Origin of the sequence: Mesorhizobium sp. M0664, assembly GCF_040320565.1 — a bacterium.
Taxonomy (GTDB): Bacteria; Pseudomonadota; Alphaproteobacteria; order Rhizobiales; family Rhizobiaceae; genus Mesorhizobium.
In genome coordinates this window covers 17,781-34,327 of the sequence record NZ_JAMYPW010000013.1, presented here as the reverse complement: position 1 = coordinate 34,327, position 16,547 = coordinate 17,781, and the positions used below count along the sequence as shown (strand labels likewise).

Here is a 16,547-nt window from a genome sequence, read left to right as displayed (position 1 = left end):
CCTGAAGGCGGCGGATGAGCAGCCGATGCCGACGACCGCCATGGTGCTCGCCGCCGGGCTCGGCAAGCGCATGCGGCCGATCACCGACACCATGCCGAAGCCGCTGGTCAAGGTCGCCGGCAAGACATTGCTCGACTGGGGGCTGGACTGCCTAGCCGGAGCCGGCGTCGCCAAGGCCGTCGTCAACGTCCATTACCTCCCGCAACAGATCGTGGACCATGTAGCCCGCCGCAGTGCGCCGAGAATCGTCATCTCGGATGAGAGTAGGGGCTTGCTTGACTCCGCCGGTGGTATCGTCAAGGCATTGCCCAGGTTAGGGGCGCCCTTCTATGTGCTCAACGCCGACACCTTCTGGATCGACAGCGGCGTTTCCAGTCTCAGGCGACTTGCCCTTGCATGGGAGGGCGCGACAATGGACATTCTGCTGATGCTTGCGGATCTCCAGTCGGCAACCGGACATAGCGGCGGCACCGATTTCCTGATGGCGCCGGACGGCGCCTTGCGGCGTGCGAACAACGATCCGGCCGGCCTGATCTATGCCGGCGCCGCAATCGTCCATCCGCGCATCTTCAAGGATGCGCCGGCCGGTCCACACTCTCTCAACGCCTATTTCGATGCGGCAATCGCCGCCGGCCGCCTGTTCGGCATGAAAATGCAGGGCCACTGGATTACTGTCGGCACACCTGACGCGATCCCGCGGGCGGAAGCAGCGGTCGCCGCCGCGCTTGCCGGCACGCCCAATGCTGTCGGTGAGGCACCCGGCGCTCTTACCGAGTCGAAATGAGCGGCTCCCGCCGCGTTTTCTCGATCCCGCCCGGAGCGCCGTTCCTGCCGACGCTGGCCGAGGCGCTGCTTGCGGGGCGCTTGGTTCCCGGCTTCGCCTATGACGGCGATCCGCTGGCGCTGGCCGATCTCACCATCTATGTGCCGACGCGCCGTGCGGCGCGGGCGCTTCGCGGCGTCTTCGTCGATGCTCTCTCGCGCTCGGGAAGCCGCTCGGCGATCCTGCCGGTCATCCGCCCGCTTGGTGAGTTCGATGAGGATGAAGCCGCCTTCGAGGCAGGAGGTTCGGTCGCCATCGACCTTGCGCCGCCGATCGCCGTGGTCGAGCGTCTTCTGCTGCTTGCGCCGCTGGTGCGGGCGTGGAAACGCCGCCTGCCGGCACATGTCGCGGCATTGTTCGACGAGGAGATCGTCATACCGGCCTCCGCCGCCGACGCCATCTGGCTGGCGCGCGACCTTGCACGCCTGATGGATGAGATCGACACCGAAGGCACGGATTGGGCAAGGCTCGCCGACCTTGTAACCGGCAATCTTGCAGGCTGGTGGCAGGTGACACTCGACTTCCTGACCATCGTGACGGAGAACTGGCCGAACCTGCTCGAGGAACGCCATCGTTCCAATCCGGCCGCGCATCGTAATGCCCTGATAAGGCTGGAGGCGGCGCGGCTGAAGCGTAATCCGCCAGCCGGACCGGTGATCGCCGCCGGGTCCACCGGCTCCATTCCCGCCACGGCCGAGCTGCTTGCCGTGATCGCCGGTCTGCCCAATGGCGCCGTTGTGCTGCCCGGGCTCGACCGGGCATTGGACGAGCCATCCTTTGCCGCGATCACCACACCGGGCGCGCGGCCAGCCGTGCTTGGCCACCCGCAATACGGCCTGGCAAAGTTGATCGGCAAGATCGGCGTGCCGCGCGCCGATGTCGAGGAGATTGCTGTTGCGCCGCGACCGCTTGCGCTGCGCGCCGCACTTGTCGGCGAAGCGCTGCGCCCGGCGGAGACCACCGAGCTCTGGGCCGAGACGCGCGCCCGCTTTAGGGCCGGCGATATTGCCGAGGCCTTCGCCGAGGTGACGCTTCTCGAAGCCGCCAGCGAACGCGACGAAGCCGTGGCGATCGCCGTCGCGCTCAAACAGGCTGTCGAACGGCCCGGCCAGCGCGCCGCACTCGTCACCGGCGACCGCGCTCTGGCGCGGCGCGTCTCAGTCGAGCTGCTGCGCTTCGGCGTTGCCGCCGACGATTCCGGCGGCACGCCGCTGATCAACACACCAGCCGCCAGCCTGCTCAGGCTGGCGCTTCAGGCAGCCTTCCGCCCGGGCGACCCCGTTGCCCTGCTGTCGCTGCTCAAGCATCCCCTGCTTGGCCTCGGCCTGGAGCGGGCAAGCGTGCGCCATGCGGCCGAAATCGTCGAACTTGTGGCGCTGCGCGGTGGCACAGGGCGTCCGGACGTGGCGTCGCTGCCGCAGCTCTTCGACACCCGGCTCCTCGAATTCGACGGCAGCGGCAATCGCCGCCCACCCTTCTGGTGGCCGCGGCTTTCGGTCAGGCGCATCGAACAGGCGCGCGACCTGCTGATCCGGCTAACGGCCGCGCTGGCGCCGCTGGTTGCTTTTCGCGGCGACGAGAATGCCGATCTTGCCACCCTTGTGCGCGCCAGCGTCGTTGCGCTCGAAAGTCTCGGCCGCGCCGCTGACGGCAGCCCGAGCGAACTCTATGCGGGCGATGCCGGCGAAAAGCTCGCCGAGCTCTTGCGCGAGCTGGTCGCGGCCTCGGTGTCGTTCTCCTTCGCCGCTGACGAATGGCCTGACGTGATGGAGGCGCTGATCGCGCCCGAGACGGTCAAGCCGGCGCAGGGCACCGACAGGAACATCGCCATCTGGGGTGTGCTGGAAGCGCGGCTTCAGGATGTCGACACGCTGGTCGTCGGCGGGCTCAACGAAGGCGTGTGGCCGCGCAAGCCGGAGAGCGACCGCTTCATGTCGCGGCTGATGAAGACCGGCATCGATCTTGAACCGCCCGAGCGGCGCATCGGCCTTGCCGCCCATGATTTCCAGATGGCCATGGGCGCCAAAAAAGTGGTGCTGGCTCGCTCCGGCCGCTCCGGCGATGCACCGTCGGTACCTTCGCGCTGGCTGCAGCGCATCCTTACATTCGTCGGCGAGGACCACGCTGCTGCACTTCGCCGGCGCGGCGACGAACTGCTTGCCTGGGCGCGTGTGCTCGATGCCGGCGAAAAGCAGGACTTTGCGCCGCGGCCGCAGCCGAAACCGCCGCTCGCCGCGCGGCCGCACCACTTCTCGGTCACCGAGATCGAAACGCTGCGCCGCGATCCCTATGCGGTCTATGCCAGAAGGATACTCGGCCTGATGCCGCTCGATCCGGTCATTCGCGATCCGGGCGCTGCCGAGCGTGGCACGCTGTTTCACGCAATTCTGCACCTCTTCTCGGCGAGGGTGGCCGACCCGCGCGCGCCGGAGGCGCTGGACGGGCTCATCGCCGCAGGCCGCTCCTGCTTTGCCGAGGCGGCGCTGCCGGCCGATGTCGAGGCGGTGTGGTGGCCACGCTTCGAAAAGCTTGCCGTCGGCATCATCGAATGGGAGCGCGGCCGGGCCGCAGCCGTGGCACGGCGGTACGCCGAGGAACGCGCCGAAAAGACCGGTGTGGGCCGATCCGGTGTGACCCTGTCCGGCTATGCCGATCGCATCGATCTGCTGGCCGGCGGCATGGCCGACATCCTCGATTACAAGACCGGCTCCTCGCCATCCAAAGCACAGGCGCACACGCTGCTCGCGCCGCAACTGGCACTCGAGGGCGCGCTGCTCAGGCGCGGCGCTTTCAAGGAGCTTGGCGCATGCGAGCCGTCGCAACTGGCCTTCGTGCGGCTGAGGCCGAATGGCGAAGTGTTCGAGGAATCCATCCTCGAATACAACCGCAAGCCGCGAACCGCCGCCGATCTCGCCGAAGAAGCGTGGGCGCGGCTGGAAAAACTGCTGATCCACTACGCCGACCCGGCGACCGGCTATCTGTCGCGGGCGCTGCCGTTCCGCGAGGGCGAGACCGACGGCGACTACGACCATCTCGCCCGCGTGCTCGAATGGTCCGCCGGCGGCGACGCCGATGACGAGGGAGGGGAGGCATGAAAAAGGCCTACCCCATTCCAAGCGACACTGCCGCGAGCCAGGCAAGCGCGTCCGACCCGCGCAATTCCGCCTGGGTGTCGGCCAATGCCGGATCGGGCAAGACCCATGTACTCGCCCAGCGCGTTATCCGGCTGTTGCTGCGCGGCACCGATCCGTCCAAGATCCTGTGCCTGACCTATACGCGTGCCGCCGCCGCCAACATGTCGAACCGGGTGTTTTCGACGCTGTCGCAATGGACGGCCCTGGGCGATGCCGAGCTCTCGACACGGATAGAGGCGCTGGACGGCCGCCAGCCCGACCGCGAAACCATGCGCCGGGCGCGGCGGTTGTTTGCCGAGGCGCTGGAAACACCGGGCGGGCTGAAGATCCAGACCATCCACGCCTTCTGCGAATCGGTGCTGCATCAGTTCCCGCTGGAAGCCAATATCCCTGCGCATTTCGAAATGCTCGATCCGCAAATGGAGGCTTCGCTGTTTGCCGCCGCCCGCCGCGACATGATTTCGGGCGGCGTTGCAGGCGATGCGGCATTGTCCGAGGCCTTCGCCACCGTGCTGGAGCGCGGCGGCGAGCATGGGCTCGACGCACTGCTGGCCGAGATCGTGCGCAAGCGCGATGGTTTGCGTGCGTTCATCGCCGCGGCCGGCGGCGATGGTTTTCAGGCGCTGTTCGACGAGTTCCATTTCCGCGCCGGCCAGACGGCCGAAGGTATAGCCGCCTCGGTCTGGCCGCTGCCCGGCTTCCTGCCGGATTATCTCGTCACCTTTTCACGGGCAGCCGAGGCCGCCGATGCGCGCATCGTGCTGAACAATCTGCTGCCATACGCCCGCCTTGCCTTTGCCGAGGAGGATCCGGTACGTCGCCTGAATTTGCTCTCCAAGGCTTTCCTGAGGGCCGACGGCGAGCCTTACGATCCGGCAAAGACGTTTAAGAGGGCATTGCTGGACCGGTTGCCCGATCTTGCTGAACGATATCTGGCGGCGGTCGACGCCATTCTCGAAATCTCCGACCGGCTGGCCTTGTTCAGGATGCTGGAAGGCACGCGTGCGGCGCTGACCATCGCCGACTGGCTGATCGCCCGCTACGAGCAATTGAAGCGCGCGCGCGGCTTCCTCGACTTCAACGACCTGATCACCCGCACGGTCCATCTACTGGCGCGGCCCGACGCCGGCCCATGGGTGCAGTACAAGCTCGACCAGGGCATCGACCACATCCTCCTCGACGAGGCGCAGGACACCAGTCCCGACCAGTGGGAGGTAGTCAAGCGGCTGGCGGAGGAGTTCTTTGCCGGGCTCGGCGCACGCGACGCCGTCCACCGCACCATCTTTGCGGTCGGCGACGAAAAGCAGTCGATCTATTCCTTCCAGGGAGCCGCCCCGGACTCCTTTGCCGACAGCCGGCTTTTGTTTGCCGGCAAAGTCAGATCCGCCGCCGCCGCCTTCGCCGATCTCAAGCTAACCTGGTCGTTTCGCTCGACCGACGACGTGCTTGCGGCGGTGGATCGTGTCTTTGCTGACCCGAACGTGCGGCGCGGCATCAGCCACGATCCCGATCCGCTCGACCACAAGGCGATCCGCAACGATGCGCCGGGCTATGTCGACGTCTGGCCCTCGCTCGGCGCCGACATCGTCGACGAACCGGACGACTGGACGCAAGCGGTGGATCACGCCCACGCACCGGCGGTGCGCGTTGCCGAAAACGTTGCAGCGACCATTGCCGGCTGGATCGGCGGCGGCGAGGTCATCGAAGGGCGTGGCAAGAAACTCCGGCCCGGCGACGTGCTGGTGCTGGTGCGCAAGCGCGACCGCTTCGTCCATGCGCTGACACGGGCGTTGAAGCGCCGCCACATCCCGGTGGCCGGCGCCGACCGGCTCAGCCTGCCTGGCCATATCGCGGTGAAGGACCTGATCGCACTCGGTCACTTTCTCATCCAGCCCGAGGACGATCTGTCGCTGGCCGCCGTGCTGCGCAGCCCGATCTTCGATGTCTCGGAAGAGCAGCTTTTCGCGCTTGCTGCGGAGAGGCCATCGAGCGTCTCGCTGATCGCCTCGCTGCGCCGGCATGCCGGCGAAAGCGAGGCGTTGGCCGCCGTCGTCAGCCGGCTCGGCACATGGTCGAACGAGGCCGCATTCAAGCCGGTGTTCGAATTCTATGCTGCAGCTCTCGCCCGCGACGGCCTGCGCAAGAAGATGATCGCGCGGCTCGGGCCGGAGGCCGGCGACGTCCTCGACGAATTCCTGAATTTCTGCCTGGCCGAGGAGCGGACCGGCCTGCCGGGACTGGAATCCTTCCTGTCGACTTTGGAAAACGCCGGCCCCGAGATCAAGCGCGAAATGGACCAGACCCGCGACGAGGTTCGCGTCATGACCGTGCATGCCGCCAAAGGCCTGGAGGCGCCGGTGGTATTCCTTGTTGATGGCGGCTCCGCGCCGTTCAGCGACCAGCATCTGCCGAGATTGATGCCGTTCGAAGGCTCGGGCGACTGCTGGGAGGGCAAGGGCTATCTCTGGCGTTCGGCCAGCGATGTCGCAAATGGGTTTTCACGCGCCGCATCGGCCCGCGCCCGCGAGCTCGCCGACGACGAATACCGCCGGCTGCTCTATGTCGGCATGACCCGCGCCGAGGATCGGCTGATCGTCTGCGGCTACCATGGCAAACGGGCGCCGAATACCGGTACCTGGCATTCGATCGTCAGCCGCGCACTGGTCGGTGCCGCGGAGAGCGAAGAACGCCGGCATCCCGCCACTGGCGAGACCGTGCATCGTTTCCAGGTGACGAAACTGCCGCCCATGCCACTGGCGGCAGTGAATGAGGCACGACAGGCGGAACGCTTTGCGCCATTGCCGGAAACCCTGTTCCGGCCTCTGCCGCCCTTCGAGGAATTGCCGCGGCCGCTCTCGCCGTCCGGCGCCTCGGTGCTGATCGACGAGGCGCGGCAAGCGGTGGCCGACACGCGTTCGCCGGTGCTGGATGCCGACGCCGAGCCCGGTTTTGCCGTCATGCGCGGGCTGGCGCTGCACAAATTGCTGCAGATGCTGCCCGGCATCGCCGAGGGAAAACGCCGGGATGCCGCCGAACGCTATCTGGCAAGAGCCGGCGCGGCATGGCCCGACGACAAGCACGACAAGGCCTTGGCTGGCGTTTTCAGAATTCTTGCCGACAGCCGCTTCGCGCCGCTGTTTGCGCCAAACTCGCGCGCCGAAGTCGCCATCATGGGCAGCCTGGAGGTAAGGGGCAAACTGCGCTCGATTTCCGGCAAGATCGACCGGTTGGCAGTAACGCCGGACAAGGTTTCGATCGTCGACTACAAGACCAATCGGCCAGCGCCAGCTACGCTCGCCGAAGTGCCGCAAGCCTATGTTCTGCAGCTCGCACTCTATCGCGCGCTGCTTCAGCCGCTCTATCCGGGACGCGAGGTCTCGGCGGCGCTGCTGTTCACCGAGGTGCCGCGGCTGATCGAGCTGCCGGCAGCGGCCATGGACGACGCGCTTGCTAGACTCACGGGAGCGTGACACAACACTTGCTTGAAGACGGACACGATCACCACCACATTTGGTGGGACGAATAAATCGAAAGGATCTCAGCATGGCCACCGTCAAGGTCGACAAGAGCAATTTCCAGGCCGACGTGCTCAACGCCAAGGAGCCGGTCGTGGTCGATTTCTGGGCGGAATGGTGCGGCCCGTGCAAGATGATCGCCCCGGCGCTCGAGGACATCGCCATCGAACTCGGCAGCAAGATAAAGATCGCCAAGCTCAACATAGACGAGAATCCTGAGCTGGCCGCGCAGTTCGGCGTGCGCTCGATCCCGACGCTGATGATCTTCAAGGGCGGCGAAGTCGCCGACATGAAGGTCGGTGCTGCGCCGAAAACGGCATTGTCGCACTGGATCAACGGCAGCCTCGCCTGATCCGATCAAAATTTTGCAGAAAAGCCCGGCCTCGCGCCGGGCTTTCTTGTGGCGTCACCGATCCGCAGATCTGGCACTCGCCACTTGCAGTCTCATGCTCTTGTCTGGCTTAAAGCAGGAGAAGCGATATGACCGGATCCGCCAAGGCCACCGTCTTCATCGACAATGAGCGCGTCATCGTCACCGAATACCGCTTCGCCCCGGGAGACAACACCGGCTGGCATCGCCATGGCCACGACTATGTGATCGTGCCGTTGACCGACGGCAAGGTGAAGCTCCTGACCAAGGATGGCGAATCCTTTGCCGAGATGAAGCAGGGCGCGCCGTATTTCCGCAATGAGGGCGTCGAACATGACGTCATCAGCGCAAACGATGGCGAATTCGCCTTCATCGAGGTCGAGCTGAAGTAGTCCACCAACCATCGGCTGCGCCGCTACAATTGTCCGGCGAGGCGCGATCACCAATCCGCGATACGATCGCCGCCGACGAATTGTGCGCTTTTCTCAGTATATTCGAACAGTTCTATCTTCACGCCGTTGGGGTCGCGGATCCAAGCCTGGTAGGTGTCATCGCACGCGCGTTTCTTGGAAGTGACATCAACCCCCTTTGACCTCAGATGGGCGATCGCGGCGTCGATGTTTTCCACTTCGAGGCAGAAGTGGTTGATCTGGTTCAAGTCGCCATAGCTGGCGCCGTCTTTCTGGAACACCTCGACATGGCTACGGCTGCCGCAATTGAGGTAGAAGCCGAAAATCTTCCCGTCGCGCAGGAAATTGAACTGGGTGTCCATGCCGAGGACGTCCCGATAGAAGCTTCGCGTCATCTCCAGGTCATTCGCGAAAATGCAAACGTGTGCGAGCTGCTTTACCTTGATCATGATTGGCTCCTCGCGGTGGTATGACAAGTTTGGCGTCACCGTGGCCCGGCTGAAGCACGCCTCAAACCGGCGGCGTGCCGTTTTCGGCCAACACCGCGCCGGCCAGGTAAAGTGACCCGCCGATCAGGATGCGCGGCGGCGGTCCGTCCCACGTGTCGCGCAGCAGCATCAGCGCATTGGCGACGGAACTGACCGGTTCGGCCGACAGGCCGGCCTCGATGGCGCGGGTCGCCAGCTCGTCGTTCGGCACGCCCGCGTCGCTCAGGCTCACCGGCACGGTGTAGACATGCCGGACCAGCCCTTTGAAGGCGCGGAAATAGCCGCTCTGGTCCTTGGTGTTGATCATGCCCGAGATCAGGAACAGCGGACGCGGGTTCTTTTCCTCCTGCTCGGCCAGCGCCTCGGCGACGACCACGCCAGCGCCGGGATTGTGGCCGCCGTCGAGCCAGATGTCGGCGCCCTTCGGCGCCAGTTCGCTCAGCCGTCCTTGCGGCAGCTTTTGCATGCGGCCCGGCCAGGCAACATTCGCCATCGCCTTCTCGGCAGCGCGGTGGCTGATCTCGAAGCCCGCCGCCTTGACCGCCGCGATCGCCGCCGCCGCATTGGCGAATTGATGGCGCCCCGGCAGGCGCGGCGGCGGCAGGTCCATCAATCCGTCTTCGTCCTGATAGACCATGCGGCCGTTTTCCTCATAGGCAAGGAAATCCTGGCCATAGACGAAGGCGGGGCAGTCGAGCCGCTCGGCGGTTTCGATGAGCACCTGCTGCGCCGTCTCGCTTTCCTGCGCGCCGATGACGACCGGGCATCCGCGCTTGATGATGCCGGCCTTTTCGGCGGCGATCAGCTCGACGCGGTCGCCGAGATAGGCTTCGTGGTCGAGCGACACCGGCATGATCACCGACACGGCCGGCTCGGCGATGACATTGGTGGCGTCGAAGCGGCCGCCAAGGCCAACCTCGAGGATGACGGCATCGGCCGGATGTTCGGAAAACAGCAGGAAGGTGACGGCGGTGAGGATTTCGAAGACGGTGATCTTCTGGCCTTGATTGGCTTTGGCGACGCAGGCGATGGCTTCGGCGAAGACCTTGTCGTCCACCAGCCTGCCGCCGCCATCTGCGGCCAGCCGGTAGCGCTCGTGCCAGTTCACAAGATGTGGCGAGGTGTGGACGTGGACGCGGTAGCCGGCGGCTTCGAGCAGCGCCCGTGAAAAAGCAGCACAGGAGCCCTTGCCGTTGGTGCCGGCGATGTGGATGACCGGCGGCAGCTGGTCCTGCGGATTGCCGAGCCGCTCGAGCAGCCGCGAAATGCGGTCGAGCGAAAGGTCGAAGCCCTTCGGGTGAAGCGCCATCAGGCTTTCGATTTCGCGGTCGGCGGCAAGCGTGGTCATGGCGAATCCTAGGCGCGCCACGGACGACGCGCAATCGCAGTTCGTGGCGAATGCGTCAGGCGTGCGGCCGGGCTTCGGCCGGAATCACCGACGGCGGCAAGATTTCCGGTTCCTGAGATTTTTGCTCCTCCGGCAGCTTGAGCAGCATTCTCAGCAGCCGTGCAATGGTCTGGCGCATCTCCAGCCGTGACACCACCATGTCGACCATGCCGTGTTCCATCAGATATTCGGCGCGCTGGAAGCCGTCAGGCAGCTTTTCGCGGATGGTCTGCTCGATGACGCGCGGGCCGGCAAAGCCGATCAGGGCGCCGGGCTCGGCAATATGCACGTCGCCCAGCATGGCATAGGAGGCGGTGACGCCGCCGGTCGTCGGGTTGGTCAGGACGACGATGTAGGGCAGGCCGGCCTCCTTCAGCCTGTCGACGCCGACCGTGGTCCGTGGCAACTGCATCAGCGACAGGATGCCTTCCTGCATACGGGCGCCGCCGGAGGCCGCAAACAGGATCAGCGGCCGCTTGCGCTGCAAGGCGACCTCGAAACCATGCACGATGGCGTCACCTGCCGCCATGCCGAGCGAGCCGCCCATGAAGGCAAAATCCTGCACCGTCACCACCACCGGCACGCCCTCGACCGTGCCCAGCGCATTGATGATGGCGTCTTCCATGCCGGTCTTGGCCTTGGCATCCCTAAGCCGGTCTACGTAGCGCTTCTCGTCGCGGAACTTGAGCGGATCCTGAACGACCTTGGGGTTTTCCAGCGTCTCGTATTTGCCGTCGTCGAGGAAGAATTTCAGCCGTTCCTTGGCTGATATCTTCATATGGTGGCCGGAGGACGGGATGACGAACTGGTTCTGCTCCAGATCCTTATGGAACACCATTTCGCCGGTCTCGGGATCCTTGATCCACAGGTTTTCCGGCATGTCGGTGCGGCGGCCGAGCATCGAATTGATCTTCGGGCGGACGTAATTGGTGATCCAGTTCATCGCTTCGGCTCCTGTCCTTACGAAGAGTTAGACCATGATCCCGAAAAGTGGAAACCGGTTTTCGCTGGAGATCATGGCCAACCAGAAGATCAAGATTATTCGGCGGCAGCAAGGCGAGCCGCGCGAACCCCTTGCGAAAGCCCGCTGACCAGCGTGGCGACGGCCTCGGCCGGATCGGCGGTCTTTTCGCCCTTCGGCCCCAGCACGTTGGCGACTGCATTGACAATCGCGGTGCCGACAACGACGCCGTCGGCCGACGCGCCGATGGTGCGCGCCTGCTCTGCGGTCTTGACGCCGAAGCCGACACAGACCGGCAGGTCGGTATGGCTCTTGATGCGCTTGACCGCTGCCGCCACCTTGCCGGTGTCGGCCAGCGCCGAACCGGTGATGCCGGTCATCGAGACGTAGTAGACGAAACCCGACGTGTTCTGCAGCACCTTGGGCAGGCGCTTGTCGTCGGTGGTCGGCGTCGCCAGCCGGATGAAATTGATGCCGGCCTTGAGTGCCGGGATGCAAAGCTCCTCGTCCATCTCAGGCGGCAGGTCGACGACGATCAGCCCGTCGATGCCGCTGGCCAGCGCGTCGCTCAGGAAGCGCTCGACGCCGTAGATGTAGATCGGATTGTAATAGCCCATCAAGACGATCGGCGTTTCACTGTCGCCGGCGCGGAATTCCGAGGCCATCTTCAGCGTCTTGACCAAAGTCTGGCCGCCCTTCAGCGCCCGCAGGCCGGCCGCCTGGATCGCCGGGCCGTCGGCCATTGGATCGGAAAACGGCATGCCTAACTCGATGATGTCGCTGCCGGCGCCGGGCAGCGCCTTCATGATCGACAGGGACGTGTCGTAGTCCGGATCGCCGCCCATGAAATAGGTGACGAGTGCCGGTCGCCCCTCGGCCTTCAGCTTTGCCATGCGGCGGTCGATACGGGTGGCCATGATCAGATCTCCATGCCCAGCATATTGGCCACCGTATGCACGTCCTTGTCGCCGCGGCCGGACAGGTTGACGATGACGATCTGGTCCTTGTCCATGTCAGGCACGATCTTCACCGCCTGTGCGATGGCATGGGCCGATTCCAGCGCCGGAATGATGCCCTCGACGCGTGTCGTCAGCTGAAACGCCTCCAGCGCCTCGTCGTCGAGGATCGGCACATAGTCGACGCGGCCGGAATCGCGCAGCCATGAGTGCTCGGGACCGACGCCCGGATAGTCGAGCCCGGCCGAGATCGAGTGGCCGTCCATGATCTGGCCGTCGGCGTTCTGCAAGAGGTAGGTGCGGTTGCCATGCAGCACGCCGGGCGCGCCGGCACTCATCGAGGCGCAATGCTCGATGCCGTCGAGGCCGCGGCCGCCGGCTTCGACGCCGATGATGCGCACCTCACTGTCATCCAGGAAGGGATGGAACAGGCCGATAGCGTTGGAACCGCCGCCGACACAAGCGATGATGGTGTCCGGCAGCCGGCCTTCCTGCTCGAGGATCTGGGCGCGCGCCTCGGTGCCGATCACCGACTGGAAGTCGCGCACCAGCTCCGGATAGGGGTGCGGGCCGGCGGCGGTGCCGATCAGGTAATAGGTATCCTCGACGTTGGTCACCCAGTCACGCAGGGCCTCGTTCATGGCGTCCTTCAGCGTGCCGTGGCCGGCCGTCACCGGCCGCACCTCGGCGCCCAGAAGCTTCATGCGAAAGACGTTGGGGCTTTGCCGGGCGACGTCGGTTGCACCCATATAGACGATACAAGGAAGCCCGAAGCGCGCCGCCACTGTAGCGGACGCGACGCCATGCTGGCCGGCACCGGTCTCTGCGATGATCCTCGTCTTGCCCATGCGCTTGGCGAGCAGGATCTGGCCGAGGCAGTTGTTGATCTTGTGCGAGCCGGTGTGGTTCAGGTCCTCGCGCTTGAAATAGACCTTTGCGCCGCCCCCGAGGCCCTTCGCCGAGGACACCTCACGAAGATGCCTGGTCAGGCCTTCGGCGAAATAGAGCTTCGACGGCCGCCCGGCGTAATGCGTCGAGAGATCGGTCAGTTCGGCCTTGAAATCCGGGTCGTTCTTGACCTCGTTCCAGTGCCGCTCCAGCTCGAGGATCAGCGGCATCAGCGTTTCGGCAACGAAACGACCGCCAAAAATGCCGAACATGCCCTGCTCGTCGGGGCCGGTGCGGAAGGAATTCGGTATCGCCGGCTTGTCCATCGCCGATCTCCTGGTCTGTGGTTTGAAGCGTGGTCAGGCGGCGCGGTTGTCGCGTGCTGCCCCGACGGCGCGGAAAAATTGTTCGATCAGCGCCGGTTCCTTGACGCCCGGCGCGCTCTCCACGCCCGAGGAAACATCTATTCCGGGCGGGTTCGCCAGCCGAAAGGCGTCGCCGATATTGCCGGCATTGAGCCCTCCGGAAAGCATGTAATCGACGCCGGCGTCAAGGCCAGCCAGAATGCGCCAGTCGAAGGCAAGACCGTTGCCGCCCGGCAATTCCGAACCCTTAGGCGGCTTGGCATCGAACAGGAAGCGGTCGGCAATGCCGATGAAGGGCTTGACTTGCCCGAGATCGGCGGCCTCGCTGACCGGCAGCGCCTTCATCACCGGCAAGCCGTAGCGGGCCTTCACCTCGGCCACCCGCTCGGGAGGCTCGGCGCCGTGAAGCTGCAGCATATCGGGCTGCATCTTTTCGACGATGTCATCCAGGAACGCATCGCTGGCGTCGACCGTCACGGCAACCGCCTTGGCCTTGCCGCGCGCCGCTTCGCGCAGGCGGCCGGCTTCCGCCGGCTCGACATAGCGCGGGCTTTTGGCAAAGAAAATGAAGCCGACATGGCTGGCGCCGCCGGCCAATGCCGCAGCCAGTGCCTTGTCGGTCTTCAACCCGCATATCTTGATGTCCATCGCCATGGCGCGGGATTGGCATGAAACGGCCAAAGAGTCGAGAAAAAGCATCCTGTTTGCCGCCAGCGCGGAACGCGCTACCTTGCTAATGTAAGAGCGGAACGCGCTACCTTGCTAATATAAGCGCAACGCTACTTGCTCAGGCACAGAGGCGGGAGAACAAAGATCATGCCGGAAAAGACCGTCGCGGAACTCAGGCAAAAGCTGGCGCAGGCCCATGAGGTCATCGCTCATTTGATGGACAAGGCAGCCTTCAACGGCGCCGAGGCGCACCGGGCGCTGGCTTATTTCAGCAACGAGACCTTCGAGAAGGATTTCCTGCCCTGGCCGCGCCATGTCGATGAGGGGTTGCGGCCGGAGGAGTTGAACGCGGCCAATGACGATTGATCGGCAGTGCAGAATCTATTGAGGCCGGCGCGAAGGATCGCTACAGTTTCCATTTCGTGCCCCTACAAGCATCCTACTCGAACGCGATCGCCTGCAGCGCGCCGCCATTGCGCTTGAGCCAGTCCTTGCAGCGCTCGGTATCCGGGCAAAGCTGCTCGCATAATTTCCAGAATTTCGGGCCGTGGTTCATCTCCTTGAGATGCGCCACCTCATGCGCGACGAGGTAGTTTATCACCGGCCGCGGCGCCATCATGATGCGCCAGGAAAACGACAGATTGCCGTCCGACGTGCACGATCCCCAGCGGCTCGACGTATCCTTGAAGCGGATCGCCTTGGCGCGCTTGCCGACCGCAGCACTGTGCTTGGTCACCAGCGCTTCGATCTCGCGCTTGGCTTCGCGCTTGAGGAAATCGGCGATGCGGCGCGGCAGATGCACGCGTTCGCCATGCACGATCATCAGCGGCCCGCGCTCGTCGCGCGACAGCGTGACGGTGCCGCGTTTCGACGGTTCATGGACGATGCGATGCGGCACGCCGCGCACCGGCACCTTGATGCCGGGCCGCACCTGCGGCCGATTGGGCACTTTGGCCAGCCTTTGCTCCAGCCAGTCCTGATGGCGGTCGAGAAATTTTTCCACCTCGCCGCGGCGCAGCCCCGGCGGCACGGTGATGCGCAGACCACGGCCGCCGGAATCGATGCGCAGCGTCAGGCGCCGCGCCCGGTCGTTCTCGACGATCTTGAGCGGCAGCGTGCGGCCGGCAACGCAATGCTCGCGCTCCACGACGGGCGTGGGCTTGGGTTTCGTCGGGGTGCGGAAGAAGCCGAAGGACATTCCGGGACGATACGTGATTCGAGGGAAACGACTAGAACAAAAAAGAAACGGCGCCGCTGACGCGACGCCGTTGGATTATCTATCTGGGCACGGGACCTTACTCGTCGAGCAGGCCTGGCGTGGAGTTGCCGCCGCGTTTGTTGTTCGTCGTCGAGCCAGTTGACCCACCCGTCGTGGGCGACGTCGACTTGTTGCGGTTGGCCATGAAGCGATCGAACTCTTCCTGGTCCTTGGCGCGGCGCAATTCACGGGCATATTCATCGAACTCGCTCAGCATCTCGTCGAGCTTGCGGCGTTCCTCGGCAAGCCGCTCGAGTTCCTTTTCGCGCCAGTCGTCGAAAGCGACGTTGCCGGTGCGTGCAGAGCCATGGCCCCAGCGCGCGGCCCTGTCGGAACCGCGGCGGCAACCGGCGAAGATGCCGTCGGTGGCGCGGTTGACGTCGCGCTTGAAGCCCTCGAGCCGATCGCCCCAGATGATGTAGGCGAGCATGGCGAAGCCGAGCGGCCAGAACACCATGAACCCGATCACCATCAACGCGATGGTCGCCGGCGTCCAGGCCGGACGGATCAATGCAGATGTGTTCATTTCTTCCAATCCTTCAGTTGGAGACAGCCAAATCCGGCTGCGTGGAATCGAAATGGGATGAAGAAAACGGCGATTCAAGACAGCAGCCGCCAAAACCGGACAAGCGGCTGAAATGATTATCGCTTTTTGAGCATTTCAAGGAAAAGAGCAGCCAGGCCCCGTAAGGGGGCAATGTCGTCGACGGTTCTGCAGTGAAAATCCAGCGCCGATCGCGTCTGCTGGCTGAGTGCCATGGTTTGACGCTTCGAAGCCGTCCGTTCAAAAATCCAGAGGCGCATTGTCGACGACCTCTTTCATCACGAAGAAGGTTCTCGTCTGGCGAACGCCGGGCAGTGCGATCAATTGGTCCCCGTGGATTCGGTTGAAATCCGCCATGTCACCAACCCTGATCTTCAGAAAATAATCGAAGTCGCCTGCCACCAGATGGCAGTCGAGGATGAATTTCAGTTTGGCGACGGCCTTTTCGAATTCCGCGAAACTCTCCGGGGTCGAACGGTCGAGTACGACGCCAACCATCACCAACGCGCCTCTGTCGACCTTCTGCGGGCTCACCATCGCCCTGACATGGCTGATGTAGCCTTCATCGAACAGGCGTTGCGTCCGGCGGTGGCACGTCGCCGGGCTAATAGCGACCGACTGCGCCAGCTCCGCGTTGGTCAGTCGCCCATTGCCTTGGAGCAGGCGCAACATTTTCAGGTCGATCCGGTCGAGCGCTGCGCGCATGAAAGATTCTTCCATTATTCGGATTAAGAATCGAATATATATGACATTTCAATGCTATGAAGCGATATTTTGGA

15 protein-coding genes are annotated in these 16,547 nt (G+C 64.4%); 6 read left to right on the top strand and 9 right to left on the bottom strand.

Going from position 1 to position 16,547, the window contains the following annotated elements; translation table 11 throughout:
* The first annotated feature begins 40 nt into the window (after nt 1–40).
* From NKI39_RS14895 to NKI39_RS14875, 5 genes are all read left to right on the top strand, one after another.
* A complete protein-coding gene (locus NKI39_RS14895) occupies nt 41–784 on the top strand; it encodes a nucleotidyltransferase family protein (RefSeq protein WP_352832664.1) in 744 nt (247 codons plus the stop codon).
* A complete protein-coding gene (gene addB / locus NKI39_RS14890; RefSeq protein WP_352832565.1) occupies nt 781–3,918 on the top strand; it encodes a double-strand break repair protein AddB in 3,138 nt (1,045 codons plus the stop codon). Before NKI39_RS14895 ends, addB begins: the two co-directional genes overlap by 4 nt.
* Nucleotides 3,915–7,427 carry a double-strand break repair helicase AddA gene (gene addA / locus NKI39_RS14885; protein ID WP_352832563.1) on the top strand — a complete coding sequence of 1,171 codons (3,513 nt, stop codon included), beginning with the start codon at nt 3,915–3,917 and terminating at the stop codon, nt 7,425–7,427. Before addB ends, addA begins: the two co-directional genes overlap by 4 nt.
* Before the next feature lie 73 nt (nt 7,428–7,500).
* The gene (gene trxA / locus NKI39_RS14880; protein ID WP_023677558.1) at nt 7,501–7,824 is read left to right on the top strand and encodes a thioredoxin; all 324 of its coding nucleotides are present in this window, start codon (nt 7,501–7,503) and stop codon (nt 7,822–7,824) included.
* Nucleotides 7,825–7,952: 128 nt separating this feature from the next.
* Nucleotides 7,953–8,234, top strand: a complete 282-nt coding sequence (locus NKI39_RS14875) for a cupin domain-containing protein (protein WP_352832560.1) — start codon at nt 7,953–7,955, stop codon at nt 8,232–8,234.
* Nucleotides 8,235–8,281: 47 nt separating this feature from the next.
* Here NKI39_RS14875 and NKI39_RS14870 read toward each other — a convergent pair whose 3' ends face one another.
* The 6 genes from NKI39_RS14870 to NKI39_RS14845 form a co-directional block, all read right to left on the bottom strand.
* Nucleotides 8,282–8,701, bottom strand: a complete 420-nt coding sequence (locus NKI39_RS14870) for a VOC family protein (protein WP_352454801.1) — start codon at nt 8,699–8,701, stop codon at nt 8,282–8,284.
* A gap of 61 nt (nt 8,702–8,762) precedes the next feature.
* Nucleotides 8,763–10,088 carry a bifunctional folylpolyglutamate synthase/dihydrofolate synthase gene (locus NKI39_RS14865; RefSeq protein ID WP_352832557.1) on the bottom strand — a complete coding sequence of 442 codons (1,326 nt, stop codon included), beginning with the start codon at nt 10,086–10,088 and terminating at the stop codon, nt 8,763–8,765.
* A 55-nt stretch (nt 10,089–10,143) separates the two neighbouring features.
* A complete protein-coding gene (accD, locus tag NKI39_RS14860; RefSeq protein ID WP_352682217.1) occupies nt 10,144–11,070 on the bottom strand; it encodes an acetyl-CoA carboxylase, carboxyltransferase subunit beta in 927 nt (308 codons plus the stop codon).
* A 95-nt stretch (nt 11,071–11,165) separates the two neighbouring features.
* Nucleotides 11,166–12,005 (bottom strand): tryptophan synthase subunit alpha, encoded by an 840-nt coding sequence (gene trpA, locus NKI39_RS14855; RefSeq protein ID WP_023677563.1) that lies wholly within the window; start codon nt 12,003–12,005, stop codon nt 11,166–11,168.
* Nucleotides 12,006–12,007: 2 nt separating this feature from the next.
* The gene (trpB, locus tag NKI39_RS14850; protein ID WP_352813956.1) at nt 12,008–13,258 is read right to left on the bottom strand and encodes a tryptophan synthase subunit beta; all 1,251 of its coding nucleotides are present in this window, start codon (nt 13,256–13,258) and stop codon (nt 12,008–12,010) included.
* A gap of 33 nt (nt 13,259–13,291) precedes the next feature.
* Entirely contained in the window at nt 13,292–13,951 is a 660-nt protein-coding gene (locus NKI39_RS14845; protein ID WP_352451641.1) for a phosphoribosylanthranilate isomerase, read from the bottom strand.
* A 162-nt stretch (nt 13,952–14,113) separates the two neighbouring features.
* On the opposite strand from NKI39_RS14845, the gene NKI39_RS14840 reads away from it, so the two are divergent.
* Nucleotides 14,114–14,332, top strand: coding sequence for a hypothetical protein (locus NKI39_RS14840; protein ID WP_254815955.1), 219 nt, complete (start codon nt 14,114–14,116; stop codon nt 14,330–14,332).
* Between the two features lie 73 nt (nt 14,333–14,405).
* Here the strand turns inward: NKI39_RS14840 and NKI39_RS14835 are convergent, their stop codons facing one another.
* From NKI39_RS14835 to NKI39_RS14825, 3 genes are all read right to left on the bottom strand, one after another.
* A complete protein-coding gene (locus NKI39_RS14835; RefSeq protein WP_352451640.1) occupies nt 14,406–15,164 on the bottom strand; it encodes a M48 family metallopeptidase in 759 nt (252 codons plus the stop codon).
* A 97-nt stretch (nt 15,165–15,261) separates the two neighbouring features.
* Nucleotides 15,262–15,750 (bottom strand): DUF2852 domain-containing protein, encoded by a 489-nt coding sequence (locus NKI39_RS14830; RefSeq protein WP_352616779.1) that lies wholly within the window; start codon nt 15,748–15,750, stop codon nt 15,262–15,264.
* A 258-nt stretch (nt 15,751–16,008) separates the two neighbouring features.
* Nucleotides 16,009–16,473, bottom strand: a complete 465-nt coding sequence (locus NKI39_RS14825; RefSeq protein ID WP_352832555.1) for an Lrp/AsnC ligand binding domain-containing protein — start codon at nt 16,471–16,473, stop codon at nt 16,009–16,011.
* Between the last annotated feature and the right edge of the window lie 74 nt (nt 16,474–16,547).